Below are 26,452 nucleotides of genomic sequence, written 5' to 3' on the forward strand. Positions count from 1 at the left end.
CACCTGCACCTGCACCTGCACCTGCACCTGCACCTGCACCTGCACCTGCACCTGCACCTGCACCTGCACCTGCACCGCAAGGTGATACTCCGGCAGCCGCGCCGCAAGGAGAATAACCATGCTAAAAGTGTTATTACTCTTTGTTTTGCTGATTGCGGGGATAGTGGTTGGCCCGATGATTGCCGGTCATCAGGGTTATGTGCTGATCCAGACCGACAACTACAATATCGAAACCAGCGTCACGGGCCTGGCGATCATATTGATTCTGGCGATGGTAGTGCTGTTTGCCATTGAGTGGCTACTGCGGCGGATCTTCCGCACTGGCGCGCACACCCGTGGGTGGTTTGTCGGGCGTAAGCGTCGCCGTGCACGTAAGCAGACCGAACAGGCGCTGCTGAAACTGGCGGAAGGCGATTATCAGCAAGTTGAAAAGCTGATGGCGAAAAATGCCGATCACGCTGAACAACCGGTGGTGAACTATCTACTGGCTGCCGAAGCCGCGCAACAACGTGGTGATGAAGCGCGCGCCAACCAACATCTGGAACGCGCAGCGGAGCTGGCCGGCAATGACACCATTCCGGTAGAAATCACCCGTGTACGTCTGCAACTGGCCCGTAATGAAAACCATGCTGCACGCCACGGCGTGGATAAGCTGCTGGAAGTTACGCCACGCCATCCGGAAGTATTACGTCTGGCGGAACAGGCGTATATCCGCACAGGTGCATGGAGTTCTCTGCTGGATATCATCCCATCAATGGCGAAAGCCCATGTTGGTGATGAAGAACATCGTGCAATGCTGGAACAACAGGCATGGATTGGCCTGATGGATCAGGCGCGTGCCGATAACGGTAGTGAAGGTTTGCGTAACTGGTGGAAAAACCAAAGCCGGAAAACGCGTCATCAAGTAGCGTTGCAGGTGGCAATGGCGGAACATCTTATTGAATGTGACGATCATGATACTGCCCAGCAAATTATCATCGATGGCCTGAAACGCCAGTACGACGATCGCCTACTGCTGCCGATTCCTCGACTGAAAACCAACAATCCGGAACAGCTGGAAAAAGTGCTGCGCCAGCAGATCAAAAACGTCGGCGATCGCCCGCTGTTGTGGAGCACACTGGGCCAGTCACTGATGAAGCACGGAGAATGGCAGGAAGCATCGCTCGCCTTCCGCGCAGCGCTGAAACAACGTCCGGACGCCTACGATTACGCATGGCTTGCCGACGCGCTGGACAGACTGCACAAGCCGGAAGAAGCTGCAGCGATGCGTCGCGACGGTTTGATGTTAACGTTGCAGAACAACCCACCACAGTAGTTCCTTCTCACCCGGAGGCAAGCACCTCCGGGACCTTTCTGATGCATAAAAAAACGCCTGCTCTTATTACGGAGCAGGCGTTAAAACAGGTCTGTATGACAACAAGTGGGTGCTTCACTCAACGTTGTGTCCATGGTGTCTGATGAGGCATAAGCGACATCTGTCAGTGGACGATAAGCACCGTAAACGGCTCTGCGTCATTCCGGAGTTTATGAGGCACTAAGGCGAACATAAGAGATGGAATGAGCATCTACTCGTTTATTATGCCACAGAGAATCGGGAAATAACATCCCTTAACACTTGTTATGAGATAATTCTGTAATCCTCTTTGCTTCCTGAGTAATAACTTCCTGAGTGAATATTTAACCTGAGCTTGATCCTACACATACTTATTATGAATGATAAAATTCATTCAATTAATAACACATATATTAATTGCCGTTAAAACTAAAAAAGCATCAATAATCAACGCGATATAATAAACCTGCCTTACATATCAACTGCGCCAGAGGTAGGATTGAAAACGCTCTCCTGATTTTCCAATTCATTTTCTGGATAAATAAATAATTTATTTTTGTCACTATTATTTATGTAATCATCCTGTCAGGGAGAGGGATCTCAATTATCAATGCTTAATTACGTCATCATTTTGATGACATGAAACCGGAGCATTTTGCATGGAATTTTCGTTTTCACCCAAACTTCTTGTTGTTGCTGTCGCCGCCGCTCTTCCTCTCATGGCCAGCGCAGCAGATACCCCGTCAACTGCCACCGCACGCAAAGGCTTTGCCGGATACGATCACCCAAACCAGTATCCACAGAACGCTGCAATTTATTGAATTTGCACGATCATGTAGGCCGGATAAGGCGTTTACGCCGCATCCGGCAATCAACCGCAGGCGGCCACAAAATGGCCGCTATTTTACTTATTCACCACCAGCAAATGTGCCTGCATAATGTCACTGGCCGGGCGACCGTGCGCCAGCAAATCAGCCATTGCTTTAAGATATGGCGGTAGATGGCGGAAATAACGCTGATACCCGGCACACAAATAATTCAGCCCCGGTTTGCCGCTGGCATCGAGCATGAAGCGGTGTTTCGGGCAGCCTCCCCAGCACGCTTTTAACACGTTACAACTGCGACACTGCGCCGGTAATTGCTTAAATTTATCTTCACCAAACACCTGCTGTTGCGGGGAATCGATCATTTCTGCAATTGTTTGCTGATGCATATTCCCCAGCCGATATTGCGGATAAACATAGTGATCGCAGGCGTAAACGTCGCCGTTGTGCTCAACAATCACCGAGCGCCCACAGGTTGGCTGATGATGGCAAACCGCACCCGGCGCACCGACAAAATTGGCAAACGCCCATTCGATATTCATCACGAAAATCTTGCCGACGTCGCGTTTGATCCAGTGGTCAAAAATCGCCACCAGAAATTCACCAAATTCATCGGGGCGCACAGACCATTCCGTCAGTTCCCCCTGAATATCACCAGGCGCATGTAGTTTCAGTCCATCGCTGGCAGCTGTTTCATCAGCCAGGCGCTCGACCACCGGAATAAACTGGATGAATTCGACTCCCGCATCGCACAAAAAATCATAAACCTGCAACGGTTGCTGCGCGCTGGTGCGGTTGACGCAGACCAGCACGTTATAGTCGACATGATGTTTTTGCAGCAGCGTCAGGGCACGCATCACCAGCTTATGCGTTGGTCTGCCACCTTTGGTCACGCGATATTGATTGTGGATCTCAGCCGGACCGTCCAGCGATAACCCAACAAGAAAATGATTTTCTGCCAGAAATGCACACCATTTATCATCGAGCAGCACGCCGTTAGTCTGGAAGCTGTTACTTATCTTCCTGCCAGCACCGTATTTCGCCTGTAACTTTACGGCACGGCGGTAAAAATCCAGCCCGAGTAACGTTGGTTCGCCGCCCTGCCAGGTAAAAGCCACTTCGTTTTGCGGTTCGCTGGCAGCGATATAGTGACGGACATACGCTTCCAGCGTGTCATCGTCCATATGCGTGACTGGCTTTTCGCGGTAAAGGGATTGTTTTTCGAGATAAAAACAGTAGTCACAGTTCAGATTACAATCGGAACCACTCGGTTTCGCCATCACATGAAAAGCACGCGTTGGAACCTGTTGCAGCATGGTCACTCCTTGCCTGAAGTCATCCTTCAATACGTTAAGGGCGAAATCATACCGTGGGGCAATGAGTTATTACGGGCGTTTATTGCGAAGAGAGGGTGACGAAATGCACAGAAAACAAAAAACCCCGCCGAAGCGGGGTTCAAAATTGGTCGGCGAGAGAGGATTCGAACCTCCGACCCACTGGTCCCAAACCAGTTGCGCTACCAAGCTGCGCTACTCGCCGAAATACTGCTTTTTGAATTTTTAGTTCAATTATTTAAAGTCGTGGTGCGAGGGGGGGGACTTGAACCCCCACGTCCGTAAGGACACTAACACCTGAAGCTAGCGCGTCTACCAATTCCGCCACCTTCGCATTGTCACAACTTCTAATAATGGGGTGGCTAATGGGATTCGAACCCACGACAACTGGAATCACAATCCAGGGCTCTACCAACTGAGCTATAGCCACCACTACAAATCTTGTTACGCGGTATTACTACCACCGCAGCTCAAGCGCCGGGACTAAATGGCGCGCCCGACAGGATTCGAACCTGAGACCTCTGCCTCCGGAGGGCAGCGCTCTATCCAGCTGAGCTACGGGCGCTTAGCGCCGTTGCGGGGGTGGATAATACGGACTTCCCACCCCTCTGTCTAGTCCCTTTTTAAATAAATTGCGCGTTTGGTTACGGTTTGTGCGTTTTGCTGCTTATTCCTCCAGTTTATGCGCTTTCCCGTGGCGATTAAGGCCAAAAACTTTATAAATCGCCGTCACCGCCAGCATAAAGATGATGCCAACAAACAGCGACATACGCGTATCTTCATTAAAGTACATGCCGATCAAAACGCAAATCAGGAATGCCATTGTTACGTAGTTGGCCCACGGGAACAGGATTGAGCGGAACGGATGGCTGGCAATCGCCGCTTTATGTGCACGCCGAAAACGCAGCTGGCTTATCAATATCACAAACCATGGCACCATCCCCGGAAGCACGCTGGCACTGTAGACGTAGACAAACACACGCTGCGGATTGGGAATGATGTAGTTCAGGCATGAGCCAATTAGCAGAATAGCAATAGATACTGCCACACCCGCAACTGGTACGCCGTGACGGGAAACTTTCGCCATCGCCGCCGGTAACTGACGGTTTTTCGCCAGTGCGTAGAGCATACGTCCGCAACTGTACATGCCGCTGTTACAGCCAGAGAGCGCAGCCGTCAGCACCACAAAGTTGATAATGCCCGCCGCTGCGGTAATACCGATTTTGGCAAAAGTCAGTACGAACGGGCTGCCGTTGCTGCCACTTTCATTCCACGGGAAGATGGTGACGATAACGAAAATCGCGCCTACGTAGAAAATCAGGATCCGCCACAGCACTTTGCCTACGGCACTGCGCAACGTCACCTGCGGATTCTTCGCTTCACCGGCAGTAATGCCAATCAGCTCCACGCCCTGGTAGGACGCCACCACAATACACAGCGCGGTCAGGAACCCTTTCCAGCCACCCGCAAAGAAACCGCCATGCTCTGTGAGATTGCTAAAACCAATCGACTGCCCGCCATTGCCAAAGCCAAAGAAAATCACGCCCAGGCCAATGACAATCATCACGATAATCGTGGTGACTTTGATCATCGCGAACCAGAACTCGATTTCGCCGTACAACCGCACCGCCGCCAGATTCGCCAACGCCACCAGCGCCACTGCGATCAATGCGGGTATCCACTGCGCCATCTCCGGGAACCAGAACTGGACATAAACGCCAACGGCGGTGATTTCTGAGATCCCCACCGCCATCCACATAAACCAATAAGACCAGGCGGTGAGATAACCAAAGAACGGGCTCATATAACGATGCGCATAAACGGCGAACGAACCGGTAACCGGTTCGAGGAACAACATTTCGCCCATTGAACGCATGATGAAAAAGACGAATAGCCCGGCGATGATATAGGCCAACAATACGGATGGCCCGGCCCATTTCAAGGTACTGGCGGCCCCCATAAACAGGCCGACGCCAATGGTGCCCCCCAGGGCGATGAGTTCGATATGTCGAGCTTCCAGCCCACGCTGTAGCTCTGGTTTGTTATCTGCCATAAATCCTCGTGTTGTGTTTGCATGCTTTCCGGTGTTACCGGTTATCGTTATGGGTACATCGAGTGTTGCGAATGTTTTCGTAATTCAGGAGAAATGGCAAATAAAGCATTAAAAATTTGAATGCTTTGTGTAATAAAAAAGCAGACAGGCGACGGAGTGACCACTCCGTCGCTTTACAAAGAGAGGAAAATCAGAGGTTGCCGGTGTAGTGCCAGCGTAAATAACGCAGCAAACGAAGCTGACGCTTAATGCGGCTCGGCTGCGAAAGCAGGCGGTAGAGCCACTCCAGTCCCAGCGTTTGCCAGATTTTCGGTGCGCGTTTTACGTGACCGGTGAAAACATCGTAAGTCCCGCCAACGCCCATATACAGCGCATCTGGATGCACCAGACGGCAGTCGCGCATGAAGATCTCCTGCTTTGGCGATCCCATCGCAACGGTGACGATTTGCGCTCCGCTGGCATGAATGCGTTCAAACAGCGCCTGACGCTGCTCGGGTTTAAAATAACCATCCTGACTGCCAACGATATTCACATTCCACTGGTTGCGCAGTTTAGCTTCAGTTTGCGCCAGCACTTCAGGTTTACCGCCCACAAGAAATACCGGCGTCCCTTCTTTGCCTGCGCGCGCCATCAGCTCTTCCCAGAGATCGGCACCGGCAACGCGGGAAACCTGCGCCTGCGGGTACTTTTTACGTACTGAACGTACAACGCTGATGCCATCCGCATATTTAAATTCGGCAGCGTTAATTAACTCCCTGACCTCGGCGTTATCTTCAATGGTCAGCATTTTTTCAGCATTAATGGCAACCAGCGTTCCCTGCTTAAGCTGCCCGTCAGCAAACAGATAATCGAGGGCGTGCTGCATATCACGCCAACCAATCAACTGTAAGCCACGCAGCGTATAGGTCGGTGCCGTGGTGTTGTTATTCATTGTTATCCTTCAACCTGCGTCCGGAGCGATGATTTTGTACGTTTATGAATGAGTCCGGCGCTTTCAAAAAGCCAGTACAACAGTTTTGCGATCATCAGACATGCGCCGAAGACCACGATAAAAAAGACTACGCGTGAGACAAACGAATCCAGCCCTTCACGTGCCAGCACGATCATATTGAAGATCGCCCCAAAGCAGAAACTGTGCAATATCGCAGCCTTATAGCGATTAGGCTCGCGGTTGCCCAGCTCATACAGCCAGTCGAACCATTTGATGATCAGACCAACCACGATCGCCCCGAGCGGGATGAACAACGCGCCGCCCATCACCACCAGTGAGCCTATAAGCGTAGGCGAGATCGCCAGTCCGGAGTGGTTATTCAGCACTTCCCTGGTAAAGTAGTTGGCTGAGTTCAGCACCATACTCGGGCGACCCGGCCACAGCCAGGAAGGGATAAAGACATAGAAATCGCGGACAATTGGAGCCAGGCCCTGGAAGTCGATGTTGTCGTAGTTCTGCAACAGCAACGCCAGATTCTCCCACGGCGAGAAGGTGTCGCGAGTGAGATAGAGAAACGTATAGAACGCTTCATCGCCGCTCACATTCATTCCATAGCGTTTTAGCGCCAGCCAGAACATGCCCACAATCCCCAGCACGCCCGCCGCCGCCAGCATCCACAACGAAATCCAGCCGCGAATAATGCCAATAAACAGGAAGATAGCGAATGCGATGATGATATTGGCGCGAGTGCCGCCGACAATCATATAAGTCAGCAAGCCAAAGGCGACCGTGCTGACGAGGAAAAACAGCCACGCTTTGCTATCCTGGCGCAGAAAGTAGACCACCAGCATCGCCGGGATGAAAAAGTAAAAGAAGCGTTTTAACGCCACGCCGGAGACTTCACTGGAGAAGATCTGACTGTAGGAGTTAAGCCGGAACAGCAAAAAGCCGTTGTGCATGAAGAAGATGCCGACGCTTACCAGCGCGATGCCCATCAGGATCACCCACGTAAGATTGGTCTCCACGCGGTTCATGGTAAACAGCGGACGGCGCGGTACATCAGCAACGCGTTTGCGTAGGCGGGTTTTGTAGGTGACATAGTAAACCGCGTAGAAGCAGCCCGCAGAAAGCAACGCCTGCAACAAGATTTCTGGCGGCGCGACACCAACATCAAAGCGAAATACCAGCACGCTGGTCAGCGGGAAGCCGAAGAAAAAGGTGAGCAAAAACAGCAATGAAAAGAAGACATTGAAGTTAAAGCGCACACGGCGAAACTCAAACCAAGTCAGCGTGGCAATAAACAGCGTGCAGAGCAGCCAGACCACAAACAGGCCACTGAATTGCAGCAGACTCATGCGACCTCCCCGGCGGCAATCGCCAACACCCGCTGCCAGCCTTGTAGATAGTTAGGGCTAAAGAAGGCAATGGTGTTTTTATCCACCGACGCCAACTGGCGCTGCGCTTCACGCACAATATCCTCGTTGAGATCGTCGGTAGTAAACAGCACCGGCAAATGCTGTTCCGTCATATCCTGCCAGAACGGATTTTCCCGGTTAAGCACACAAGGAATGCCCGCCTGAATCAGTAAGCAAAGCGTACCAATGCCCTGCTGGCGGGCAAAAATAAAGTAACCAAGATCGCACTGACGAAGTAGCGCCAGATAGGCGTCAAATTCCAGTTTTTCGCTCAAAATTTGCAGATTTTCTTCGCTGAATAACTCCAGCCCCGCCTGACGAACTTCCTCAATGTACGCTTCGTTATTAGGCGGATATCCCATCGGCACCACCACTTTTACCGTATCGCCAAATTGCTGATGAACGGCGCGCAAGGCAGCAATATGGTCATTGCTGCGGTCACCGGAGTTCCCCACCAGAATGGTCATTTTCCCTTCACGTTGCCGATCGTTCGCCATCGTATTGAGAGAAGGGTCCATCCGCGTCGGGAAGTACAGCAGTTCGCCCCGCACCTTTGGATGCGTTTTGGCAAAAAAGCTCAAATCACCGCGGGTGGCAAATACACAGCCGACTCGCTTTTGCGCCAGGCGACGTAGCGGGTAAAAAAGCTTATATCTCAAGCCACTGGAAAGCTCATACAGGTCTGCCCCCCAGATATGCCAGAAAAACTGGCTGGGCTTAATGCCACCACTCAGCAGAGCCAGCCACAGTGTGGGATTGAACTGACCGTGGAAAAAAATCGCTGCTGACGGTTAGCTTTTGCTTTCGCGATGACCGCTTCCGCCAGCGATTTTTTCCCAGGGAAAAATTGCACAGAAAGCGCCGGACAGCTATCACTTAAGCCGTCGTCCTTGCCAACAACCATAAACTCGCGCGCGTGCTCGCTCGTCGCGGCCAGCGCGTCATTGAAAAACCGCAAAACGGTTCGGTTATGGTGAGGGATATCCGATCCCAGTACGTGAATCAGTACAGTCATGCCCGCCTACGCCAGAGTAAAAACACGCCACAACAAAGAGAAAAATAGACGATATAAGTTGCCATATATGCCTGCGCCGCGCCCAGTGCACCATGCGCAGGGATTAGCCAGTGGGCAAATACCATCAATAAAGTGAACTGGCTGACTTCCGCCAGAATATAAAACCGCAGTGACGCTTTGGCGATCACCAGATAACCAAAGACATAAGCGCCCACTTTTAGCACATCACCCACTAACTGCCAGGCAAAGAGATCGCGCATAGCGGTAAATTTATTCGACAACAGCAACCAGATAGCAAAATCACGCAGCAACCAGACGGTAAAACTCGCCGCCGCCACTGCCGGTAAGACGAATTTTAGCGATTTAACCACTTCCCGGGTGATATCGCGCTTTTCCGTTAGCCGCGACAACGTGGGCAGCAAATATACGCTGAACGATGCCGTAATGAATTGCAGGTAGGCATCGGAAATACTGCTCACCCCTTGCCAGATCCCCACTTCATCCCAGCTATACTGCGCCGCCAGCAGTTTACGCATCATGATGTAAGCAACAGGCAAGGTCACCGACGTAATCAACGCCATGAGCGTAAATTTGCTCAACTGCCCTGCCAGACCGTTATCCCAGCTGGGTTTCAGATAGCTTAACGGGATGACACCACGTTTGATCAACATGATGGCGGCAGGAATTACCACCAGCGCGGGAATCAGCGCCAGACCCAGCAACGCCCCTTCATAACCGCCCAAACGGTAACTGACGTAGTACGCGAGAACGCCAATCAAGCTGCCGACAATCAGCGATAACGCATTACCTGCGGCATCGCGAAAGCCTTTCATCAGCGCCAGTAACAGGTTGCCCCAGGCGATCCCCATTTGCACCAGCGCCACTAAACGCACCAGCCCCTGATAGTCGGTATTACCAAACAATCCCTGGCTGATTGGCGCAGCTGCCAGCACAAAAACCAGCGCCATCAGCGTAGAGAAACCAAGTACCATCGCTGATGAAGTGCCGACCACGCGGCGCAGCTGTTGCGGATTATCATGGTACTGGGCAACGTATTTGGTTACACCGTTAAAGATGCCAGCCCCGGCAAGCACGCCGAGCACGGTAATCAACTGGCGGAAATTTGCCGCCAGCCCAAGCCCCGCCGGACCAAATGACACCGCCAGCAACTTACCGACCAGTAACCCGGCACCAATCTTGACCAGTGTACTGGCCGCCGTCCACAAGGACGCTTTTGCCAACGACATATCAGGAGAAGTAGTTCAACAAAGTCGCAATTACCGTACGCTGATTGACGGGCGACAGGTTGTAGAACAGCGGCAGGCGCAGCAGGCGCTCGCTCTCTTTGGTGGTGTAGCGATCTTCACCGTGGAACTCACCAAAGTGTTCCCCCGCAGGGCAACCGTGCAGCGGAATGTAATGAAACACCGCCATGATTTCCGCTTCTTTCAGAAAGTTAATCAACGCGCTCCGGTCATCAATATCCCGCAGTTTAATGTAGAACATATGCGCGTTCTGCACGCAGCCATCAGGAATCGACGGCAGCTCGATACGCCCGGCTTTCGCCAGAGGCGCTAACGCATCGTAGTAATTTTGCCACAGCGCCAGACGTTGCTGGTTGATACGATCCGCTGCTTCCAGTTGCGCCCACAGGTATGCAGCTTGCAGATCGGACATCAAATAGCTGGAGCCAATATCGCGCCAGGTATATTTATCGACCTGACCACGGAAGAACTGGCTGCGGTTAGTGCCCTTTTCACGGATGATCTCGGCTCGTTCGATTAACGCTTTATCGTTAATCAGCGTCGCGCCGCCTTCACCACCCGCCGTGTAGTTTTTGGTTTCATGGAAGCTAAAGCAGCCAATATGACCAATGGTTCCCAGTGCACGCCCTTTGTAAGTGGACATCACGCCCTGAGCGGCATCTTCCACCACAAACAAATTATGCTTTTTCGCCAACGCCATAATGGTGTCCATTTCGCAGGCCACACCCGCGTAATGGACCGGCACGATAACGCGCGTTTTGTCGGTGATCGCTGCTTCAATCAACGTTTCGTCGATGTTCATGGTGTCCGGGCGAACATCCACAAAGACGATTTTCGCGCCACGCAGCACAAAGGCATTGGCGGTGGAGACAAAGGTGTAGCTCGGCATGATCACTTCATCGCCAGGCTGGATATCGAGCAGCAGCGCCGCCATCTCCAGCGAAGCGGTGCAGGACGGCGTCAGTAACACTTTGGCGCTGCCAAAACGTTGCTCCAGCCACTGCTGGCAGCGACGGGTAAAACCGCCATCGCCACACAGTTTGCCGCTACCCATTGCCGACTGCATATAGTCGAGTTCGGTTCCCACCACCGGCGGTGCGTTAAATGGAATCATGTGATCACCTGTATAACCAGTACGCGGTGCTTTCTACATTCGCACCACTTTGTATGTATCGTTTAAGCGCGGCGGTGTTGCCCATTTGGGTCGCCACCCGCAAAGTTGTTTTACCGCGAGCATACGCCCAGTTTAGCGCCGTTTGCATCAGCTCAGCACCTGCACCGCGTCCAGCCAGCAGGCCAATTCGCGCATCTGTCGCATTGAGTTCCCGTAAAGAGACATAGCCGCGAATATCGCCGGACGCCGCACGTAGAATCAGACATTGATGATCAAAGGTGCCGCGCACGGCATTTTCAATCCACTGTGCATAAAAGCGACCGCTGGCGTCAGGCGCATACCACGGCGCACGAAAACGGCTTTGCGCAAATGCGGCGCTAGCTAACTGACGTAATGCGGGAATATCGGTCTCTTGTGCCACGACAGCACCGCTATCACTGACATTGTTCACGGGTAGCGCCAAATCAACTTCACCTTCTACCAGGGAGAATCCCAGCTGTTGCAGGGCATCCAGTTCACCCGTATTTGATGCCGCAATTTTGGCCTGCACCCGTGACCACGGCGCTAACGCGTCTGGCGTCAGGAGCGGTGCTTCAGACGTAATGCGCACGATGGCGCTGTTAACACCAAAGAAGGCGTTTTCCCAGGTTAGTGGCTCAATACTGGCGCGGACGGGCACGAAGTAACTCCAGCAGATATTGGCCGTAGCCAGTTTTCGCTAATGAACTGGCAGCACGCTTCACACCCTCGTCATCGAGCCAGCCGTTACGCCAGGCGATCTCTTCCAGGCAGGCAATCTTAAAGCCCTGGCGTTTTTCTACTGTCTGCACAAAGGTACTGGCTTCAATCAGGCTGTCGTGAGTGCCAGTGTCCAGCCAGGCAAATCCGCGCCCGAGCAGTTCAACGGTCAGGTTGCCCGCCTCGAGGTACATCTGGTTGATGGAGGTAATCTCCAGTTCACCACGCTCCGACGGCTTCACCTGCTTTGCGTACTCCACGACTTTACTGTCGTAGAAATAAAGCCCGGTCACCGCCCAGTTTGACTTCGGCTGTTTTGGCTTTTCTTCCAGCGAGATAGCGCGGAAATTGTCGTCAAACTCCACCACGCCAAAGCGTTCCTGGTCCATCACCTGATAGCCAAATACCGTCGCCCCTTCCGTGCGCGCCGCAACATGACGCAGCTTCGGACTGAAGCCCTGACCGAAGAAGATGTTATCGCCCAGCACCAGACAAGAAGGTTCACCGTTGAGGAAGGTTTCACCGATGATAAAGGCCTGCACCAGACCGTCCGGGCTGGGCTGTTCGGCGTATTCCAGCTGGATACCGAACTCACTACCATCGCCCAGCAGGCGCTGGAAATAACCTTTATCTTCCGGCGTAGTGATGATGAGAATTTCGCGGATACCGGCCAACATCAGCACCGACAGCGGATAGTAAATCATTGGCTTATCGTAAATCGGCAACAGTTGCTTCGATACGCCGCGCGTAATCGGATGCAATCGGGTGCCGGAACCGCCCGCCAGGATAATACCTTTCATGTTTGCCTCCGCTGAAAATTAGCCTTTCAGACCTAAACGCTCGCCCTGATAGCTGCCGTCCTGCACCTGCTTCCACCAGCTTTCATTAGCCAGATACCACTGCACCGTTTTACGCATTCCACTTTCAAAGGTTTCCTGTGGCAGCCAGCCAAGTTCACGGGCAATTTTCGAAGCATCAATGGCATAACGCAGATCATGCCCCGGACGGTCAGCGACAAAGGTGATCAAGTCACGATAGTGCACCACGCCGTGCGGCTTGTTCGGAGCCAGTTCTTCCAGCAGCTCGCAAATGGTTTCCACAACATCGAGATTCTTACGCTCGTTGTGACCACCAATATTATAGGTTTCACCGACTTTCCCGGTGGTCGCCACGCAATACAGCGCGCGGGCGTGATCTTCCACATACAGCCAGTCACGGATTTGCTGCCCGTTGCCATATACCGGCAGCGGTTTACCCGCCAGCGCGTTGAGGATCATCAGCGGGATCAGTTTTTCCGGAAAGTGGTAAGGACCGTAGTTATTCGAGCAGTTGGTGATAAGCGTCGGCAGACCGTAGGTCCGCAGCCAGGCGCGCACCAGATGGTCGCTGCTGGCTTTTGACGCGGAATAAGGGCTGCTCGGCGCATACGGCGTGGTTTCGGTGAAGAAATCATCCGTCGAGTGCAGGTCACCATATACTTCGTCGGTGGAGATATGATGAAAACGGAACGCTGATTTTTTATCTTCCGTCAGCGTATTCCAGTAAGCCCGCGCCGCTTCAAGCAATGTATAAGTCCCGACAATGTTGGTTTCAATAAACGCTGCCGGGCCGTCAATAGAACGGTCAACATGGCTTTCGGCTGCCAGATGCATGACACAGTCTGGCTGATGCTCAGTGAATACGCGTGCCAGTTCTGCCCGATCGCAGATATCAACTTTCTCAAAGGCAAAGCGATCGCTTTGCGCGACCGGTGCCAGCGACATCAGGTTTCCGGCGTAGGTCAGCTTATCGACCACTACCACCGCGTCGCTCGTTTCGTTGATGATATAACGCACCAGCGCCGAGCCAATAAACCCGGCACCACCTGTTATCAGAATTTTTCTCATCAGCGCCAGACTCCTTTGGCATCGACGACATACTGCTGATGGACATTGTCGCCATTGATAACTTTAAACTGACTATGATCGACCAGCATCACCAGCACGTCTGCCGTTGCCAGCGCCTCGTCAAGCTGCGCCAGAGTACAAAGCCCGGTCAGTTTTTTCGGCAACTGGTGGATGTTAGGCTCAACAACCAGAGTTTCGCCGCTATGCCACTGGGCGATCAGTTCAGCGATTTCCATCGCCGGGCTTTCGCGCAGGTCATCAATATTCGGTTTAAACGCCAGACCAAAGCAGGCGATTTTCAGTTCACTGGCGCGTTTATCGGTAGCCGCCAGGCAATCAGCCACCGCCGCTTTCACCTGATCGATAACCCAGAACGGTTTGTGATCGTTCACTTCGCGCGCGGTACGGATAAGCCGCGCCTGCTGGGGGTTCTGTGCCACGATAAACCACGGATCAACAGCAATGCAGTGACCGCCCACGCCAGGGCCAGGCTGAAGAATATTAACGCGAGGGTGACGATTCGCCAGGCGAATCAGTTCCCAGACGTTAATCCCCTGATCGGCACAAATCAGCGACAATTCATTAGCAAAAGCGATATTCACATCGCGGAAGCTGTTTTCGGTGAGCTTACACATTTCCGCCGTCCGCGAGTTAGTGACGACACACTCACCTTCGAGGAAAATTTTGTACAGTTCGCTGGCGCGGGTCGAACAAACCGGCGTCATACCACCAATCACGCGATCGTTTTTAATCAGCTCGACCATAACCTGGCCCGGTAACACGCGTTCCGGGCAGTAAGCAATGTTGACGTCCGCCTGCTCGCCCACCTGCTGTGGGAAAGTGAGATCCGGACGCATCTCTGCTAACCATTCTGCCATCTTCTCGGTTGACCCCACCGGCGAGGTGGATTCAAGGATCACCAGCGCGCCTTTTTTCAGCACTGGCGCAATGGAGCGAGCAGCCGATTCAACGTAGGTCATATCTGGCTCATGATCGCCTTTAAACGGCGTGGGTACAGCAATCAGCCAGGCATCCGCTTCAACTGGCGTCGTGCTCGCTCGTAAAAAACCGCCTTCTACGGCAGTTTTTACTACGCTCGCCAAATCAGGCTCGACGATATGGATTTCGCCACGATTGATGGTATCAACCGCGTGTTGGTTGATATCGACACCAATCACCTGTTTTTGCCGTGAGGCAAACGCTGCTGCTGTAGGCAGCCCGATGTAACCCAGTCCGATAACAGAAATGGTCGCAAAACTCATAGTGATATCCGATTATTTTTTAACGCTTCCAGAATGCGAGAGCATGCCTGACCATCACCATACGGGTTATGGGCGCGGCTCATAGTTTGATATTCGTTTTCGTCTTTTAAAAGACGCGTCACTTCCTCGACAATTCGCTGCTTATCCGTGCCTACCAGACGCACCGTACCCGCCGTCACCGCTTCCGGACGCTCAGTGGTATCGCGCATCACCAGCACCGGTTTCCCCAGCGAAGGCGCTTCTTCCTGAATGCCGCCTGAGTCGGTCAAAATCAGCCAGGCGTGGTTCATCAACCAGACAAACGGTAAATACTCCTGGGGATCGATCAGAATGACATTTTTCACATGCCCCAGAATGCGATTGACCGGCTCTCTGACGTTCGGGTTGAGATGCACCGGATAGACAATCTGGATGTCCTGGTGCGTGGTGGCAATGTCTGCCAACGCGTGGCAGATTTCTTCAAAACCACGACCGAAACTCTCACGCCTGTGACCGGTCACCAGAATCATCTTTTTATTGGGGTCGATAAACGGGTAATTTGCCACCAGTTCTGAACGCAGCGTGTCGCTGCTCATCACCTGATCACGCACCCATAACAGTGCATCAATGACTGTATTACCAGTAATGAAGATTCGGCTATCCGCAACGTTTTCACGCAGCAAGTTTTGCCGGGAAGTTTCGGTTGGAGAGAAGTGATACATCGCCAGATGCCCGGTCAATGTACGGTTAGCCTCTTCCGGCCACGGCGAATAGAGATCGCCCGTGCGTAAACCAGCCTCAACGTGACCAACAGGAATACGCTGATAAAACGCCGCCAGGCTGGTTGCCAGCGTCGTTGTTGTGTCGCCGTGAACCAGCACGACGTCTGGTTTGAACTCGGCAAGAATAGGTTTTAGCCCTTCCAGAATCCGACAGGTTATCTCTGTCAGGCCCTGTCCTGGCTGCATTATGTTGAGATCGTAGTCAGGTACAATGGAAAAGAGTTTCAGCACCTGATCGAGCATCTCCCGATGCTGCGCAGTGACGCAAACTTTAGCCTCAAAAAAAGGAGCTTTTGCCAACGCATGCACCAACGGAGCCATCTTGATGGCTTCCGGGCGCGTACCAAATACAGTCAGTACTTTCACATCGATTCTCTTCGAATAAGCGGCGAGCGCCTTTGCGCTCGCCGCAGCAGTGTTGCTATTTCGAGCAACGGCGGGTTAATGCGACACCAGCCCCGATCAGCCCCCCGACAATGCCCCACATAATCATCAGGAAGGCACGACGTGGGCTATCGCGTTTTACCGGTTCTTCCGGCGTACGCAAATAGCGATAGGTCTGAAAACGCGGATCCAGGGTTGGACCAACATTCAGGGTGTTTAACATGGCCCGATTCTGATCATAGTCGAGATCAAAGGCCGGACCGACGGCCTGTAAATTTTCCAGTCGAGCCTGGAGCATTGGACGCCCAAGCAGGAACATTTCTGAATCAGGTAATTCCTCGGCAGGCACATCTGTCGCACTGCGCGAAATATTATGCTGCTCAGCAATTTTCAGCGCCTGCTCAATGCTGTTCATCCGGCGGTCGTAGATGGCTTTCGCCACCTCTTCCTGACGCTTCACCTGAGCTTTCATCTGGATGGTGCGTGCCGCCCATGCGCCTTTCAGCTCATCATTCAGATGGCTGGCTGCACGCTGGCTGGCAAAAGCAACATACTGACGTAACAGGTTATTAGCGTCAGGCGCGGTTTCGGCAATAAGCTTCACGCTGTCATTGACCGCGCGGGTAAAGTCTCCGGGGATAAACTGGATGTTGTTAATCATTTCATCCAGCAACGCCGCATCGGCTTTGCTGTTGCCCACCATCCGCTGTTTGTAATAGTCGGTTTGCAGCCAGAACTCTCTGCGGGTATCCCACGAGGCCAGTTGCATAACAAACTCTTTATAGGCTTCGTCCATGACCGATGGTTGATCGGCAGAAGCCATGTTTGAACGGACATCCAGGTTACGCAAAAATTGCTGCTGCGAGTAATATCCCCCCAGCATATTCACCGTTGGACGATCGGTAATCGCCGTCGAGCTCCACTCCTGACGAGCAAAAAAAGTATACGCCAGCGCGATTAACGCAAACGCCAGCCCCATGCCAATAATCCATAGCTTCCCAGCCCACAAGGTACGAAACAACCCACGAATATCCAGTTCATTTTCAGCGTCTTCGGTCGGTTTCCCAGGCATTGGTTGTGTCATCACATCCTCATTTATTTGGTTAAATTGGGGCTGCCACCACGATTTCTACGCAGTCTGCGTTTTACGCGCTTAATAAAGCGAGCAACTTTCCAGGCACGCTTAATGCAATATCCATAGAGGAAGAATGCTAGCAAAAAGAGCACCAGCATGACCCACTCCGGGACAAAATGAGAATATTCTGCCAGCACGCCAATGGAAGCGAGCAGTGCTGCGGCAAGGGTAATCAGCACAAACGCCTGACGGGAAGTAAACCCGGCACGCATGATCAAATGGTGAATATGCTGACGGTCAGGAGAGAATGGGCTCATGCCTTTACGCAGGCGACGGTACATAATCGCCACCATATCCATTAGCGGAATGGCGATTATCCACAAAGCGGTAACCGGGCTGATGGGATGGGTTTTGCCCTGGGTCGTTTCGAGCAGGATCCAGATAACGGTAAAACCAATCAGCGTACTGCCCGCATCACCCATAAAGACTTTGTAGCGGCGACCCAGGATACCAAGGTTAAGCATGATGTATGGCAGGATGGCGGCGATCATCGCAAAGCACCAGATTGCGAGGCTGGTTTGCCCGTCGAACCACAAAATCATACCGATTGCTGCAAACGAGACGCAGGACAACCCGCCCAGCAAGCCATCAATGCCATCAACCATGTTGAACGCATTAATGGCCGCCCAGACGGCAAATAGCGTCAGGAAGTAACCAAACGGTCCGAGCGCCATCTCCCAGGAGCCAAAGATATAACCCAGGCTACTGAGATAAAGTTTGCCGAACACCATCATAACAATGCCAACAGCGGCCTGTATGGTGGCACGGATTTTTACGCTGATATCAAAACGGTCATCCAGCGCGCCAATGAAAACAAGCACACCGGCACAAGCGAGATAGAGAGATGCATGCGGAATATAGTAATCGACAATTCCGAACGTGAAGCAAATCCCTGCGTAAACCGAAATCCCCCCAACGAGAGGTATCAATCCCTGGTGACGTTTGCGGAAGTTTGGTTTATCCACTAAACCGACTTTTTTTGCCACCTTACGGGCAAAAAAACAGAAACAGTGTCGTGAATAAAAAAATACTGATGAGATCAGTACTCACTGTCAGTAAATTCACAATGCATGCTCTCAGAGAAAATTATTAGCAGAAGTATAACCACGAAGACCTTTATTCAGAAGGGAAAGTCCGTTCCGAACCCACCAGTCCTGTGCAAAAATTAACCATTTGATATGCAAATTGCATAACATGCCAGCAAATTCCAGGAATTTTCCTAACATCGCCAGCGCGGCATTAAGATTACAGATATAAAAGCAAAACGCACGTAAACACGTGGCGTTTTTGGCATAAGACAAATTTATGAGCGTTTCATCATTTCGAAGAAATCGTCATTGGTCTTGGTCATGGCCAGTTTATTAATGAGGAATTCCATTGCATCGATTTCGCCCATCGGGTGAATGATTTTGCGCAGGATCCACATTTTCTGCAGTTCTTCCTGAGTCGTGAGCAGCTCTTCTTTACGGGTACCGGAACGGTTGTAGTCGATAGCCGGGAAGACGCGTTTTTCAGCGATCTTACGAGAGAGGTGCAGTTCCATGTTGCCTGTACCTTTAAACTCTTCGTAAATAACTTCGTCCATTTTAGAACCGGTATCGATAAGCGCCGTCGCGATAATGGTCAGGCTGCCGCCCTCTTCCACGTTACGCGCCGCACCGAAGAAGCGTTTCGGACGATGAAGGGCATTGGCGTCCACACCACCGGTCAACACTTTACCTGACGCCGGAACAACAGTGTTGTAAGCGCGCGCCAGACGAGTGATGGAGTCGAGCAGAATGATAACGTCTTTCTTGTGCTCAACCAGGCGTTTGGCCTTCTCGATCACCATTTCCGCAACCTGAACGTGGCGAGATGCGGGTTCGTCAAAGGTAGAAGCAACAACTTCACCTTTTACCAGACGCTGCATCTCGGTTACTTCTTCCGGACGTTCGTCGATCAGCAGAACCATCAGCACACAATCCGGGTGGTTGTAAGCAATGCTCTGAGCAATGTTCTGCAGCAGCATAGTTTTACCGGCTTTCGGCGGTGCCACAATCAGACCACGCTGACCACGACCGATAGGTGATGCCAGATCCAGTACGCGAGCGGTTAAATCTTCCGTAGAACCGTTACCACGTTCCATACGCAGACGAGAGTTTGCGTGCAGCGGGGTTAAGTTCTCAAAGAGGATTTTGTTGCGGGCGTTTTCAGGTTTGTCGAAGTTAACTTCGTTAACTTTCAGCAGCGCAAAATAGCGTTCACCTTCTTTCGGCGGGCGAATCTTACCAGAGATGGTATCACCAGTGCGGAGGTTGAAACGGCGGATTTGGCTAGGGGAAACGTAGATGTCATCAGGACCGGCGAGGTAGGAGCTGTCTGCGGAACGGAGGAAACCAAATCCATCCTGCAATATCTCCAGTACGCCATCACCAAAGATATCTTCGCCACTCTTTGCGTGCTGCTTCAGGATGGCAAAAATAATGTCCTGCTTACGCATACGAGCCAGGTTTTCCAGCCCCATATTTTCGCCGAGAGTGATCAGCTCAGAAACCGGCGTATTCTTTAATTCGGTAAGATTCATAGTGGTGTGAGTTCTTAAACTTGGGGTAAATCTCGAACTTAATGTTGTGAATGGTATGGCAGGATCATCCATGCCTGTTTACGGTCATCGACTCATGTCTTTTCGCTGCCTGGTCACAGGAGAGTACGCAGAACTGAAACGACAAGACGGATTGAGTGACGAGCCAGAAATCTGTTCACTTCGCATTTAAGATAAAACGGGAAGCGTTGGAAATTACAAGATTCAAACTTAATAAGGTATGTTTAATACGAAGTCAACACTAAGTTAGCATGACTCACGCCGGGCGTCCAGTTTTTAGCGACGGGGCACCCGAACATGAAATTCCCTTACGCCAGGTTAGCGTCGAGGAACTCTTTCAACTGACCTTTAGACAGTGCACCCACTTTGGTTGCCGCCACTTCACCGTTTTTGAACAGCAGCAGAGTCGGGATACCACGGATGCCATATTTCGGCGCAGTGCCAGGGTTTTGATCGATGTTCAGTTTTGCAACGGTCAGTTTGCCCTGATATTCGTCAGCGATTTCATCCAGAATCGGGGCGATCATTTTGCACGGACCGCACCACTCTGCCCAGAAATCGACGAGGATCGCCCCGTCCGCTTTGAGTACATCCGTGTCAAAACTGTCGTCAGTCAGGTGAATAATTTTATCGCTCATATATAACTCCACAGGAATAAGCCTGGCGTGTTGGTTTCGTTGTTGGTGTAACATTAACCAACTAAAGGTTGACTTTATTTCACCGGATACGCTTTCGTAAAGCAATAGTAAGCTGATATTCTACCACACTATGAGCAAAACACATTTAACAGAACAGAAGTTTTCCGACTTCGCCCTGCATCCGAAGGTTGTAGAAGTCCTTGAAAAAAAAGGGTTTCATAACTGTACGCCCATTCAGGCACTGGCCCTTCCGCTGACGCTGGCGGGTCGTGACGTAGCCGGGCAGGCGCAAACCGGTACCGGGAAAACGATGGCGTTTCTTACGTCAACGTTTCATTATCTTCTCTCTCATCCTGCGATTGCCGATCGCAAGGTGAATCAACCACGTGCCTTAATTATGGCACCGACGCGTGAACTTGCCGTGCAGATCCATGCCGACGCAGAACCGCTGGCGGAAGCTACCGGCCTGAAGCTGGGTCTGGCTTACGGTGGTGATGGCTACGACAAACAGCTGAAAGTGCTGGAAAGCGGCGTTGACATTCTGATTGGCACTACGGGGCGTTTAATTGACTACGCCAAGCAGAACCACATTAACCTCGGTGCCATTCAGGTGGTGGTACTGGACGAAGCCGATCGCATGTACGATCTGGGCTTTATTAAAGATATCCGCTGGCTGTTCCGCCGTATGCCGCCTGCAAACCAGCGCCTCAACATGCTGTTCTCCGCCACGCTTTCGTACCGGGTACGTGAACTGGCGTTCGAGCAGATGAACAATGCCGAATATATTGAAGTGGAACCGGAACAGAAAACGGGCCACCGTATTAAAGAAGAGCTTTTCTACCCTTCTAACGAAGAAAAAATGCGTTTGCTGCAAACGCTGATCGAAGAAGAGTGGCCAGACAGAGCGATTATTTTCGCCAATACCAAACACCGTTGTGAAGAGATCTGGGGCCACCTGGCGGCAGATGGTCATCGTGTCGGTTTGTTGACAGGCGATGTCGCGCAGAAAAAACGTCTGCGTATTCTTGATGAATTTACCCGTGGCGATCTGGATATTCTGGTTGCCACCGACGTTGCCGCGCGTGGTTTGCATATTCCGGCAGTGACGCACGTCTTTAACTACGATTTACCCGATGACTGTGAAGATTACGTTCACCGTATTGGTCGTACAGGTCGCGCAGGCGCAAGCGGTCACTCTATCAGCCTGGCGTGTGAAGAGTATGCATTGAATTTGCCTGCTATTGAGACCTATATTGGTCACTCAATTCCGGTAAGCAAATACAATCCGGACGCATTGATGACCGATCTGCCAAAACCGCTGCGCCTCACGCGCCCACGTACAGGCAATGGTCCGCGTCGTACTGGCGCTCCGCGTAATCGTCGTCGTTCAGGTTAAATAAAATGTCATACTCAAAATCATTCAAACTGTATCAAGATGGCAAGAGAATGAATCCCGATGAGCATACTGTAGTAAGTGATTCAGGTGAAAGAATGCAGCCAACACAGAGACAGATTGAAGGATGAAGAGTATGGGTTCCACCTCGTCGCTGTATGCAGCCATTGATCTCGGTTCGAATAGTTTTCATATGCTGGTTGTGCGCGAGGTGGCTGGAAGCATCCAGACGCTGACGCGAATAAAACGCAAAGTGCGTCTGGCTGCTGGCCTGAATAGCGAAAATGCCCTGTCTAATGAAGCAATGGAGCGCGGTTGGCAATGTCTGCGCCTGTTTGCTGAACGTCTGCAAGATATCCCTCCCTCGCAAATTCGCGTTGTCGCTACGGCGACATTACGTCTTGCCGTCAATGCGGGTGATTTTATTGCCAAAGCGCAGGAAATCCTCGGTTGTCCGGTACAGGTGATCAGCGGTGAAGAGGAAGCACGTCTGATTTATCAGGGCGTTGCTCACACAACTGGCGGTGCCGATCAGCGCCTGGTGGTGGATATAGGCGGTGCCAGTACTGAACTGGTAACCGGCACGGGTGCACAAACCACCTCGTTGTTCAGCCTGTCGATGGGCTGCGTCACCTGGCTGGAACGCTATTTTGCCGATCGTAATCTGGGGCAGGAAAATTTTGATGCTGCAGAAAAAGCGGCACGCGAAGTGTTACGTCCGGTTGCCGATGAATTACGGTATCACGGCTGGAAAGTGTGCGTTGGTGCTTCCGGCACCGTGCAGGCGTTACAGGAAATCATGATGGCACAGGGGATGGATGAACGCATTACCCTGGAAAAGTTGCAGCAATTGAAACAGCGAGCCATTCATTGCGGTCGGCTGGAGGAACTGGAGATTGACGGGCTGACGCTGGAACGTGCGTTAGTGTTCCCGAGTGGTCTGGCGATCCTGATCGCCATTTTTACCGAACTGAATATTCAGTGTATGACCCTGGCGGGCGGTGCGCTGCGTGAAGGCCTGGTCTACGGCATGTTGCATCTGGCCGTCGAGCAGGATATTCGCAGCCGTACGCTGCGTAATATTCAGCGCCGCTTTATGATCGATATTGATCAGGCGCAGCGCGTAGCCAAAGTTGCGGCTAACTTCTTCGATCAGGTGGAAAAGGAATGGCATCTTGAAGCAATAAGCCGCGATTTGCTCATCAGCGCCTGTCAGCTTCATGAAATCGGCCTGAGCGTTGACTTTAAACAAGCGCCGCAACACGCTGCTTATCTGGTGCGTAATCTGGATCTTCCCGGTTTTACCCCCGCACAGAAAAAATTGCTGGCGACGCTACTGCTCAACCAGACTAATCCGGTCGATCTCTCATCGCTGCATCAGCAAAATGCCGTACCGCCGCGCGTCGCAGAACAACTCTGCCGTTTACTCCGCCTGGCCATCATTTTTGCCAGCCGTCGCCGTGACGATCTCGTGCCAGAGATGACATTACAGGCTAACCATGAACTGTTGACCTTGACGCTTCCGCAAGGTTGGCTAACCCAACATCCGCTGGGTAAAGAGATTATTGCTCAGGAAAGCCAGTGGCAGAGCTATGTCCACTGGCCGCTGGAAGTGCATTAATGAGTAAGTGCCGGATGCGATGCTGACGCATCTTTTCCGGCCTTGATTATTTCCCTCGTTTTGCCGCCATCATCGCTTTCAGATTCGCCAGATGGCTTTGCCCTTTCTGCATCCGTTCTTCGGCGCTGACCACTTTGCGCTCCTGTTCCCAAATCAGATCATCCTGCGGCAGCTCCAGCAAAAAGCGGCTCGGCTCCGGGCGCACCAGCTCGCCGTACTGACGGCGTTCTTTACACAGCGTAAAGGTCAATTCCTTCTGGGCGCGGGTAATGCCGACATAGGCCAGCCGCCGCTCCTCATCGATATTATCTTCATCGATGCTGCTCTGGTGCGGCAAAAACCCTTCTTCCATACCGACCATGTAGACATAAGGAAACTCCAGCCCTTTTGACGCGTGCAGAGTCATCAGTTGCACCTGATCCAGCTCTTCTTCACTCTCACCACGCTCCATCATGTCGCGCAAAGTAAAGCGCGTCACCACCTGGGTGAGCGTCATCGGCTCATCCAGTTCGCTGCCTTCCAGCATCTCCGTCATCCAGCTAAACAGTTGGTTGACGTTCTTCATGCGCATTTCGGCGGCTTTCGGGCTGGGCGATGTTTCGTACAGCCAGGATTCATAATCCATGCCGTGGATCAGATCGCGCACCGCGGCAATCGGCTCCCGCTCCGCCAGACGCTGGATTTCTGCCAACCAGTGAGTAAAGCGGGTCAATGCTTCATAACCACGTCCGCTAAGCGTCTGACTCAGGCCCATATCAAAGCTGGCGGTAAACATGCTTTTATTGCGCGTCATCGCCCACTCACCCAGCTTTTTCAGCGTCGCCGGGCCAATCTCTCTCTTCGGCGTGTTAACGATACGCAGAAATGCGCTGTCATCGTCCGGGTTAGTCAGCACGCGCAGATAAGCCAGCAAGTCCTTGATTTCAGGACGAGAGAAAAACGACGTACCACCAGAAATTTTGTACGGGATGCGGTTTTGCATCAGGAATTTTTCAAACACTCGCGACTGATGGTTACCGCGATAAAGAATAGCGTAATATTTGTACTGCGTTTTATTGACGAAGTGATGCGCAATCAGTTCACCAGTGACGCGCTCGGCTTCATGTTCTTCGTTATTCGCGCTTAAAACTTTAAGCTCTGTGCCGTAACCCAGTTCGGAGAACAGACGCTTCTCAAAGACGTGCGGGTTATTGGCGATCAGGATGTTCGCCGCTTTCAAAATACGTCCGGAAGAGCGGTAGTTCTGCTCAAGCTTAATCACCTTCAGCGCCGGAAAATCCTGACTCAGCAGCACCAGGTTTTGTGGACGTGCGCCGCGCCAGGAGTAGATCGACTGGTCGTCATCGCCCACCACGGTAAAGCGCGCGCGGCTGCCCACCAGCAGTTTCACCAGTTCATACTGGCTGGTGTTGGTGTCCTGATACTCATCCACCAGCAGATAGCGAATTTTGTTCTGCCAGCGCTCACGGACTTCTTCATTGCGTTGCAGCAGCAACGTCGGCAATAAAATCAGATCATCGAAGTCGAGAACATTGCACGCTTTCAGGTGTGCATCATACAGCCCATAACAATGGGCAAAAATACGGTCCCGCTCACCAATCGCACTGGCTGCCGCCTGGGACGGTGTTTTGAGATCGTTCTTCCAGTTAGAGATGGTCGAAATCAACTGTTGCAGGAGAACTTTGTCATCTTCAATCAGCCCTTCGGTCAACTCTTTGAGCAACGCCAGCTGATCGGTATCGTCAAACAGCGAAAAGTTCGCCTTCATCCCCAGCGCCGCATACTCACGCTTGATGATATCCAGCCCCAGCGTGTGGAAGGTTGAGATCATCAGCCCACGCGCCTCTTTGCGACCCAGCGTCTGTCCGACACGCTCTTTCATCTCGCGCGCCGCCTTATTGGTAAAGGTCACCGCCGCGATATGTCGCGCCTGATAACCGCAACCGCGGATCAGATGGGCGATTTTATTGGTGATCACACGAGTTTTACCGGAACCCGCGCCCGCCAGCACCAGGCAGGGGCCGGTAACGAATTCGACAGCTTGTTGTTGGCCGGGGTTTAGACGCATAGGTGTATTGCTCAATCTTCGAACGGGGGGAGGATTGTAGCAGAATCGCATTTGAATGTGACCGCGTGTAAGCCGCTAACCGGTTGGCTGCGGATGTTTAAATCAGAGAGGGAAGACCGAAACCGGAGTTCATCGTGAATCCATTAGACTTAGAAAATATCGGGTCGTAACGTTGTGTTATTACTTTTTCAGAGTTTACTAAGGAGAGGTGTACTCGTGGCGATTAATTTCAGTCCTAAGGTTGGTGAAATACTGGAATGCAACTTTGGTAACTATCCTGTTAGCCAGAATGGACAGTTCAGCACCACGTATTACGATGGCCGCATTCCTCCTGAAATGATAAAAAACAGGTTAGTTGTTGGATTTGCCCCTATATTTCCAGACATCTGTTATCACTTAACCCATTACAAGCCCGCTGCCGCAGATATTCCCGTGGCGAGCGATAACCCAGCGCACTATGCGGATGCCATTCGTTATAATGCTCGAACGCCTCTGCAAGGTTCTTTGCTGCCGTTAACCCGTCTGGTTTGGGCATGATACTGATGTAGTCACGCTTTATCGTTTTCACGAAGCTCTCTGCTATTCCGTTACTCTCCGGACTCCGCACCGCCGTGTTCTTCGGTTCAAGTCCCAACATCCGGGCGAACTGGCGTGTTTCATTAGCCCGGTAGCATGAACCATTATCCGTCAGCCACTCCACT

Annotated in this window: 20 protein-coding genes, 4 tRNA genes and 4 pseudogenes; 5 read left to right on the forward strand and 23 right to left on the reverse strand. The window is 52.0% G+C overall.

Annotated elements, in window-relative coordinates:
• The first annotated feature begins 118 nt into the window (after positions 1 to 118).
• Both hemY and BHE85_RS26840 read left to right on the forward strand, forming a co-directional pair.
• Positions 119 to 1,315, forward strand: coding sequence for a protoheme IX biogenesis protein HemY (gene hemY / locus BHE85_RS18110; RefSeq protein WP_000921791.1), 1,197 nt, complete (start codon positions 119 to 121; stop codon positions 1,313 to 1,315).
• A 677-nt stretch (positions 1,316 to 1,992) separates the two neighbouring features.
• Positions 1,993 to 2,130, forward strand: a pseudogene (locus BHE85_RS26840) (arylsulfatase); the annotation flags it as partial.
• Between the two features lie 107 nt (positions 2,131 to 2,237).
• On the opposite strand, the gene BHE85_RS18115 reads toward BHE85_RS26840, so the two are convergent.
• From BHE85_RS18115 to trxA, 21 genes and pseudogenes are all read right to left on the reverse strand, one after another.
• Complete coding sequence (locus BHE85_RS18115) at positions 2,238 to 3,473, reverse strand: anaerobic sulfatase maturase (RefSeq protein WP_000941530.1); 1,236 nt, start codon at positions 3,471 to 3,473, stop codon at positions 2,238 to 2,240.
• Between the two features lie 146 nt (positions 3,474 to 3,619).
• A tRNA-Pro gene (locus BHE85_RS18120) sits at positions 3,620 to 3,696 on the reverse strand.
• A 42-nt stretch (positions 3,697 to 3,738) separates the two neighbouring features.
• Positions 3,739 to 3,825, reverse strand: a tRNA-Leu gene (locus BHE85_RS18125).
• A 20-nt stretch (positions 3,826 to 3,845) separates the two neighbouring features.
• Positions 3,846 to 3,921, reverse strand: a tRNA-His gene (locus BHE85_RS18130).
• A 58-nt stretch (positions 3,922 to 3,979) separates the two neighbouring features.
• Positions 3,980 to 4,056, reverse strand: a tRNA-Arg gene (locus BHE85_RS18135).
• Positions 4,057 to 4,158: 102 nt separating this feature from the next.
• Positions 4,159 to 5,544 carry a bifunctional threonine/serine APC transporter ThrP gene (gene thrP, locus BHE85_RS18140; protein ID WP_000774751.1) on the reverse strand — a complete coding sequence of 462 codons (1,386 nt, stop codon included), beginning with the start codon at positions 5,542 to 5,544 and terminating at the stop codon, positions 4,159 to 4,161.
• A 190-nt stretch (positions 5,545 to 5,734) separates the two neighbouring features.
• Positions 5,735 to 6,475: a lipopolysaccharide N-acetylmannosaminouronosyltransferase gene (gene wecG, locus BHE85_RS18145; RefSeq protein ID WP_001064038.1), complete on the reverse strand. Its 741-nt coding sequence runs from the start codon at positions 6,473 to 6,475 to the stop codon at positions 5,735 to 5,737.
• A 2-nt stretch (positions 6,476 to 6,477) separates the two neighbouring features.
• Entirely contained in the window at positions 6,478 to 7,830 is a 1,353-nt protein-coding gene (gene wzyE, locus BHE85_RS18150) for an ECA oligosaccharide polymerase (protein WP_000055128.1), read from the reverse strand.
• Positions 7,827 to 8,905, reverse strand: a pseudogene (gene rffT / locus BHE85_RS18155) (TDP-N-acetylfucosamine:lipid II N-acetylfucosaminyltransferase). Before rffT ends, wzyE begins: the two are co-directional and overlap by 4 nt.
• Positions 8,902 to 10,152, reverse strand: coding sequence for a lipid III flippase WzxE (gene wzxE, locus BHE85_RS18160; RefSeq protein ID WP_000050265.1), 1,251 nt, complete (start codon positions 10,150 to 10,152; stop codon positions 8,902 to 8,904). Before wzxE ends, rffT begins: the two are co-directional and overlap by 4 nt.
• A 1-nt stretch (position 10,153) precedes the next feature.
• Positions 10,154 to 11,284 carry a dTDP-4-amino-4,6-dideoxygalactose transaminase gene (gene rffA, locus BHE85_RS18165; protein WP_000612043.1) on the reverse strand — a complete coding sequence of 377 codons (1,131 nt, stop codon included), beginning with the start codon at positions 11,282 to 11,284 and terminating at the stop codon, positions 10,154 to 10,156.
• A gap of 4 nt (positions 11,285 to 11,288) precedes the next feature.
• Positions 11,289 to 11,963 carry a dTDP-4-amino-4,6-dideoxy-D-galactose acyltransferase gene (rffC, locus tag BHE85_RS18170; protein ID WP_001145189.1) on the reverse strand — a complete coding sequence of 225 codons (675 nt, stop codon included), beginning with the start codon at positions 11,961 to 11,963 and terminating at the stop codon, positions 11,289 to 11,291.
• Positions 11,941 to 12,822 (reverse strand): glucose-1-phosphate thymidylyltransferase RfbA, encoded by an 882-nt coding sequence (gene rfbA / locus BHE85_RS18175; RefSeq protein ID WP_000676068.1) that lies wholly within the window; start codon positions 12,820 to 12,822, stop codon positions 11,941 to 11,943. The genes rffC and rfbA overlap by 23 nt, the downstream gene beginning before the upstream one ends.
• A gap of 18 nt (positions 12,823 to 12,840) precedes the next feature.
• Positions 12,841 to 13,908, reverse strand: coding sequence for a dTDP-glucose 4,6-dehydratase (gene rffG, locus BHE85_RS18180; RefSeq protein ID WP_001226584.1), 1,068 nt, complete (start codon positions 13,906 to 13,908; stop codon positions 12,841 to 12,843).
• Positions 13,908 to 15,170 carry a UDP-N-acetyl-D-mannosamine dehydrogenase gene (gene wecC, locus BHE85_RS18185; RefSeq protein ID WP_000006625.1) on the reverse strand — a complete coding sequence of 421 codons (1,263 nt, stop codon included), beginning with the start codon at positions 15,168 to 15,170 and terminating at the stop codon, positions 13,908 to 13,910. The genes rffG and wecC overlap by 1 nt, the downstream gene beginning before the upstream one ends.
• Positions 15,167 to 16,297, reverse strand: a complete 1,131-nt coding sequence (gene wecB, locus BHE85_RS18190) for a non-hydrolyzing UDP-N-acetylglucosamine 2-epimerase (protein WP_000866665.1) — start codon at positions 16,295 to 16,297, stop codon at positions 15,167 to 15,169. The genes wecC and wecB overlap by 4 nt, the downstream gene beginning before the upstream one ends.
• A 55-nt stretch (positions 16,298 to 16,352) precedes the next feature.
• Positions 16,353 to 17,399 carry an ECA polysaccharide chain length modulation protein gene (gene wzzE, locus BHE85_RS18195; protein ID WP_039064332.1) on the reverse strand — a complete coding sequence of 349 codons (1,047 nt, stop codon included), beginning with the start codon at positions 17,397 to 17,399 and terminating at the stop codon, positions 16,353 to 16,355.
• Between the two features lie 11 nt (positions 17,400 to 17,410).
• A pseudogene (gene wecA / locus BHE85_RS18200) lies at positions 17,411 to 18,515 on the reverse strand (UDP-N-acetylglucosamine--undecaprenyl-phosphate N-acetylglucosaminephosphotransferase).
• A gap of 238 nt (positions 18,516 to 18,753) precedes the next feature.
• A complete protein-coding gene (gene rho / locus BHE85_RS18205) occupies positions 18,754 to 20,013 on the reverse strand; it encodes a transcription termination factor Rho (RefSeq protein ID WP_001054527.1) in 1,260 nt (419 codons plus the stop codon).
• A gap of 84 nt (positions 20,014 to 20,097) precedes the next feature.
• Complete coding sequence (rhoL, locus tag BHE85_RS18210) at positions 20,098 to 20,199, reverse strand: rho operon leader peptide RhoL (protein ID WP_001295255.1); 102 nt, start codon at positions 20,197 to 20,199, stop codon at positions 20,098 to 20,100.
• Between the two features lie 140 nt (positions 20,200 to 20,339).
• A complete protein-coding gene (gene trxA, locus BHE85_RS18215) occupies positions 20,340 to 20,669 on the reverse strand; it encodes a thioredoxin TrxA (RefSeq protein WP_001280776.1) in 330 nt (109 codons plus the stop codon).
• 130 nt (positions 20,670 to 20,799) lie between these two features.
• On the opposite strand from trxA, the gene rhlB reads away from it, so the two are divergent.
• Together rhlB and gppA are read left to right on the forward strand one after the other, a co-directional pair.
• Complete coding sequence (gene rhlB / locus BHE85_RS18220; RefSeq protein ID WP_000047518.1) at positions 20,800 to 22,065, forward strand: ATP-dependent RNA helicase RhlB; 1,266 nt, start codon at positions 20,800 to 20,802, stop codon at positions 22,063 to 22,065.
• Positions 22,066 to 22,198: 133 nt separating this feature from the next.
• Positions 22,199 to 23,683, forward strand: coding sequence for a guanosine-5'-triphosphate,3'-diphosphate diphosphatase (gene gppA / locus BHE85_RS18225; protein WP_001299253.1), 1,485 nt, complete (start codon positions 22,199 to 22,201; stop codon positions 23,681 to 23,683).
• A 46-nt stretch (positions 23,684 to 23,729) separates the two neighbouring features.
• Here gppA and rep read toward each other — a convergent pair whose 3' ends face one another.
• Positions 23,730 to 25,751, reverse strand: coding sequence for a DNA helicase Rep (gene rep, locus BHE85_RS18230; protein WP_001238896.1), 2,022 nt, complete (start codon positions 25,749 to 25,751; stop codon positions 23,730 to 23,732).
• A 216-nt stretch (positions 25,752 to 25,967) separates the two neighbouring features.
• On the opposite strand from rep, the pseudogene BHE85_RS27695 reads away from it, so the two are divergent.
• Positions 25,968 to 26,111, forward strand: a pseudogene (locus tag BHE85_RS27695) (type II toxin-antitoxin system PemK/MazF family toxin); the annotation flags it as partial.
• A 10-nt stretch (positions 26,112 to 26,121) separates the two neighbouring features.
• Here the strand turns inward: BHE85_RS27695 and BHE85_RS18235 are convergent.
• The coding region (locus BHE85_RS18235; RefSeq protein WP_000321149.1) for an integrase core domain-containing protein at positions 26,122 to 26,452 on the reverse strand (331 nt) is incomplete at its 5' end.

Origin of the sequence: Shigella sp. FC1567, from assembly GCF_001743015.1 — a bacterium.
In the GTDB taxonomy this organism is placed as follows: domain Bacteria; phylum Pseudomonadota; class Gammaproteobacteria; order Enterobacterales; family Enterobacteriaceae; genus Escherichia; species Escherichia coli.

Excerpts from the sequence above, each read along its gene's own strand:
- thrP (WP_000774751.1), bottom strand. The coding sequence starts at position 5,544 with ATGGCAGATAACAAACCAGAGCTACAGCGTGGGCTGGAAGCTCGACAT.
- wecC (WP_000006625.1), bottom strand. The coding sequence starts at position 15,170 with ATGAGTTTTGCGACCATTTCTGTTATCGGACTGGGTTACATCGGGCTG.
- wzyE (WP_000055128.1), bottom strand. The coding sequence starts at position 7,830 with ATGAGTCTGCTGCAATTCAGTGGCCTGTTTGTGGTCTGGCTGCTCTGC.
- wzzE (WP_039064332.1), bottom strand. The coding sequence starts at position 17,399 with ATGACACAACCAATGCCTGGGAAACCGACCGAAGACGCTGAAAATGAA.
- rho (WP_001054527.1), bottom strand. The coding sequence starts at position 20,013 with ATGAATCTTACCGAATTAAAGAATACGCCGGTTTCTGAGCTGATCACT.
- wzxE (WP_000050265.1), bottom strand. The coding sequence starts at position 10,152 with ATGTCGTTGGCAAAAGCGTCCTTGTGGACGGCGGCCAGTACACTGGTC.
- BHE85_RS18115 (WP_000941530.1), bottom strand. The coding sequence starts at position 3,473 with ATGCTGCAACAGGTTCCAACGCGTGCTTTTCATGTGATGGCGAAACCG.
- rhlB (WP_000047518.1), top strand. The coding sequence starts at position 20,800 with ATGAGCAAAACACATTTAACAGAACAGAAGTTTTCCGACTTCGCCCTG.
- trxA (WP_001280776.1), bottom strand. The coding sequence starts at position 20,669 with ATGAGCGATAAAATTATTCACCTGACTGACGACAGTTTTGACACGGAT.
- rffA (WP_000612043.1), bottom strand. The coding sequence starts at position 11,284 with ATGATTCCATTTAACGCACCGCCGGTGGTGGGAACCGAACTCGACTAT.
- rhoL (WP_001295255.1), bottom strand. The coding sequence starts at position 20,199 with ATGCGAAGTGAACAGATTTCTGGCTCGTCACTCAATCCGTCTTGTCGT.
- hemY (WP_000921791.1), top strand. The coding sequence starts at position 119 with ATGCTAAAAGTGTTATTACTCTTTGTTTTGCTGATTGCGGGGATAGTG.
- rffG (WP_001226584.1), bottom strand. The coding sequence starts at position 13,908 with ATGAGAAAAATTCTGATAACAGGTGGTGCCGGGTTTATTGGCTCGGCG.
- rfbA (WP_000676068.1), bottom strand. The coding sequence starts at position 12,822 with ATGAAAGGTATTATCCTGGCGGGCGGTTCCGGCACCCGATTGCATCCG.
- rep (WP_001238896.1), bottom strand. The coding sequence starts at position 25,751 with ATGCGTCTAAACCCCGGCCAACAACAAGCTGTCGAATTCGTTACCGGC.
- gppA (WP_001299253.1), top strand. The coding sequence starts at position 22,199 with ATGGGTTCCACCTCGTCGCTGTATGCAGCCATTGATCTCGGTTCGAAT.
- wecG (WP_001064038.1), bottom strand. The coding sequence starts at position 6,475 with ATGAATAACAACACCACGGCACCGACCTATACGCTGCGTGGCTTACAG.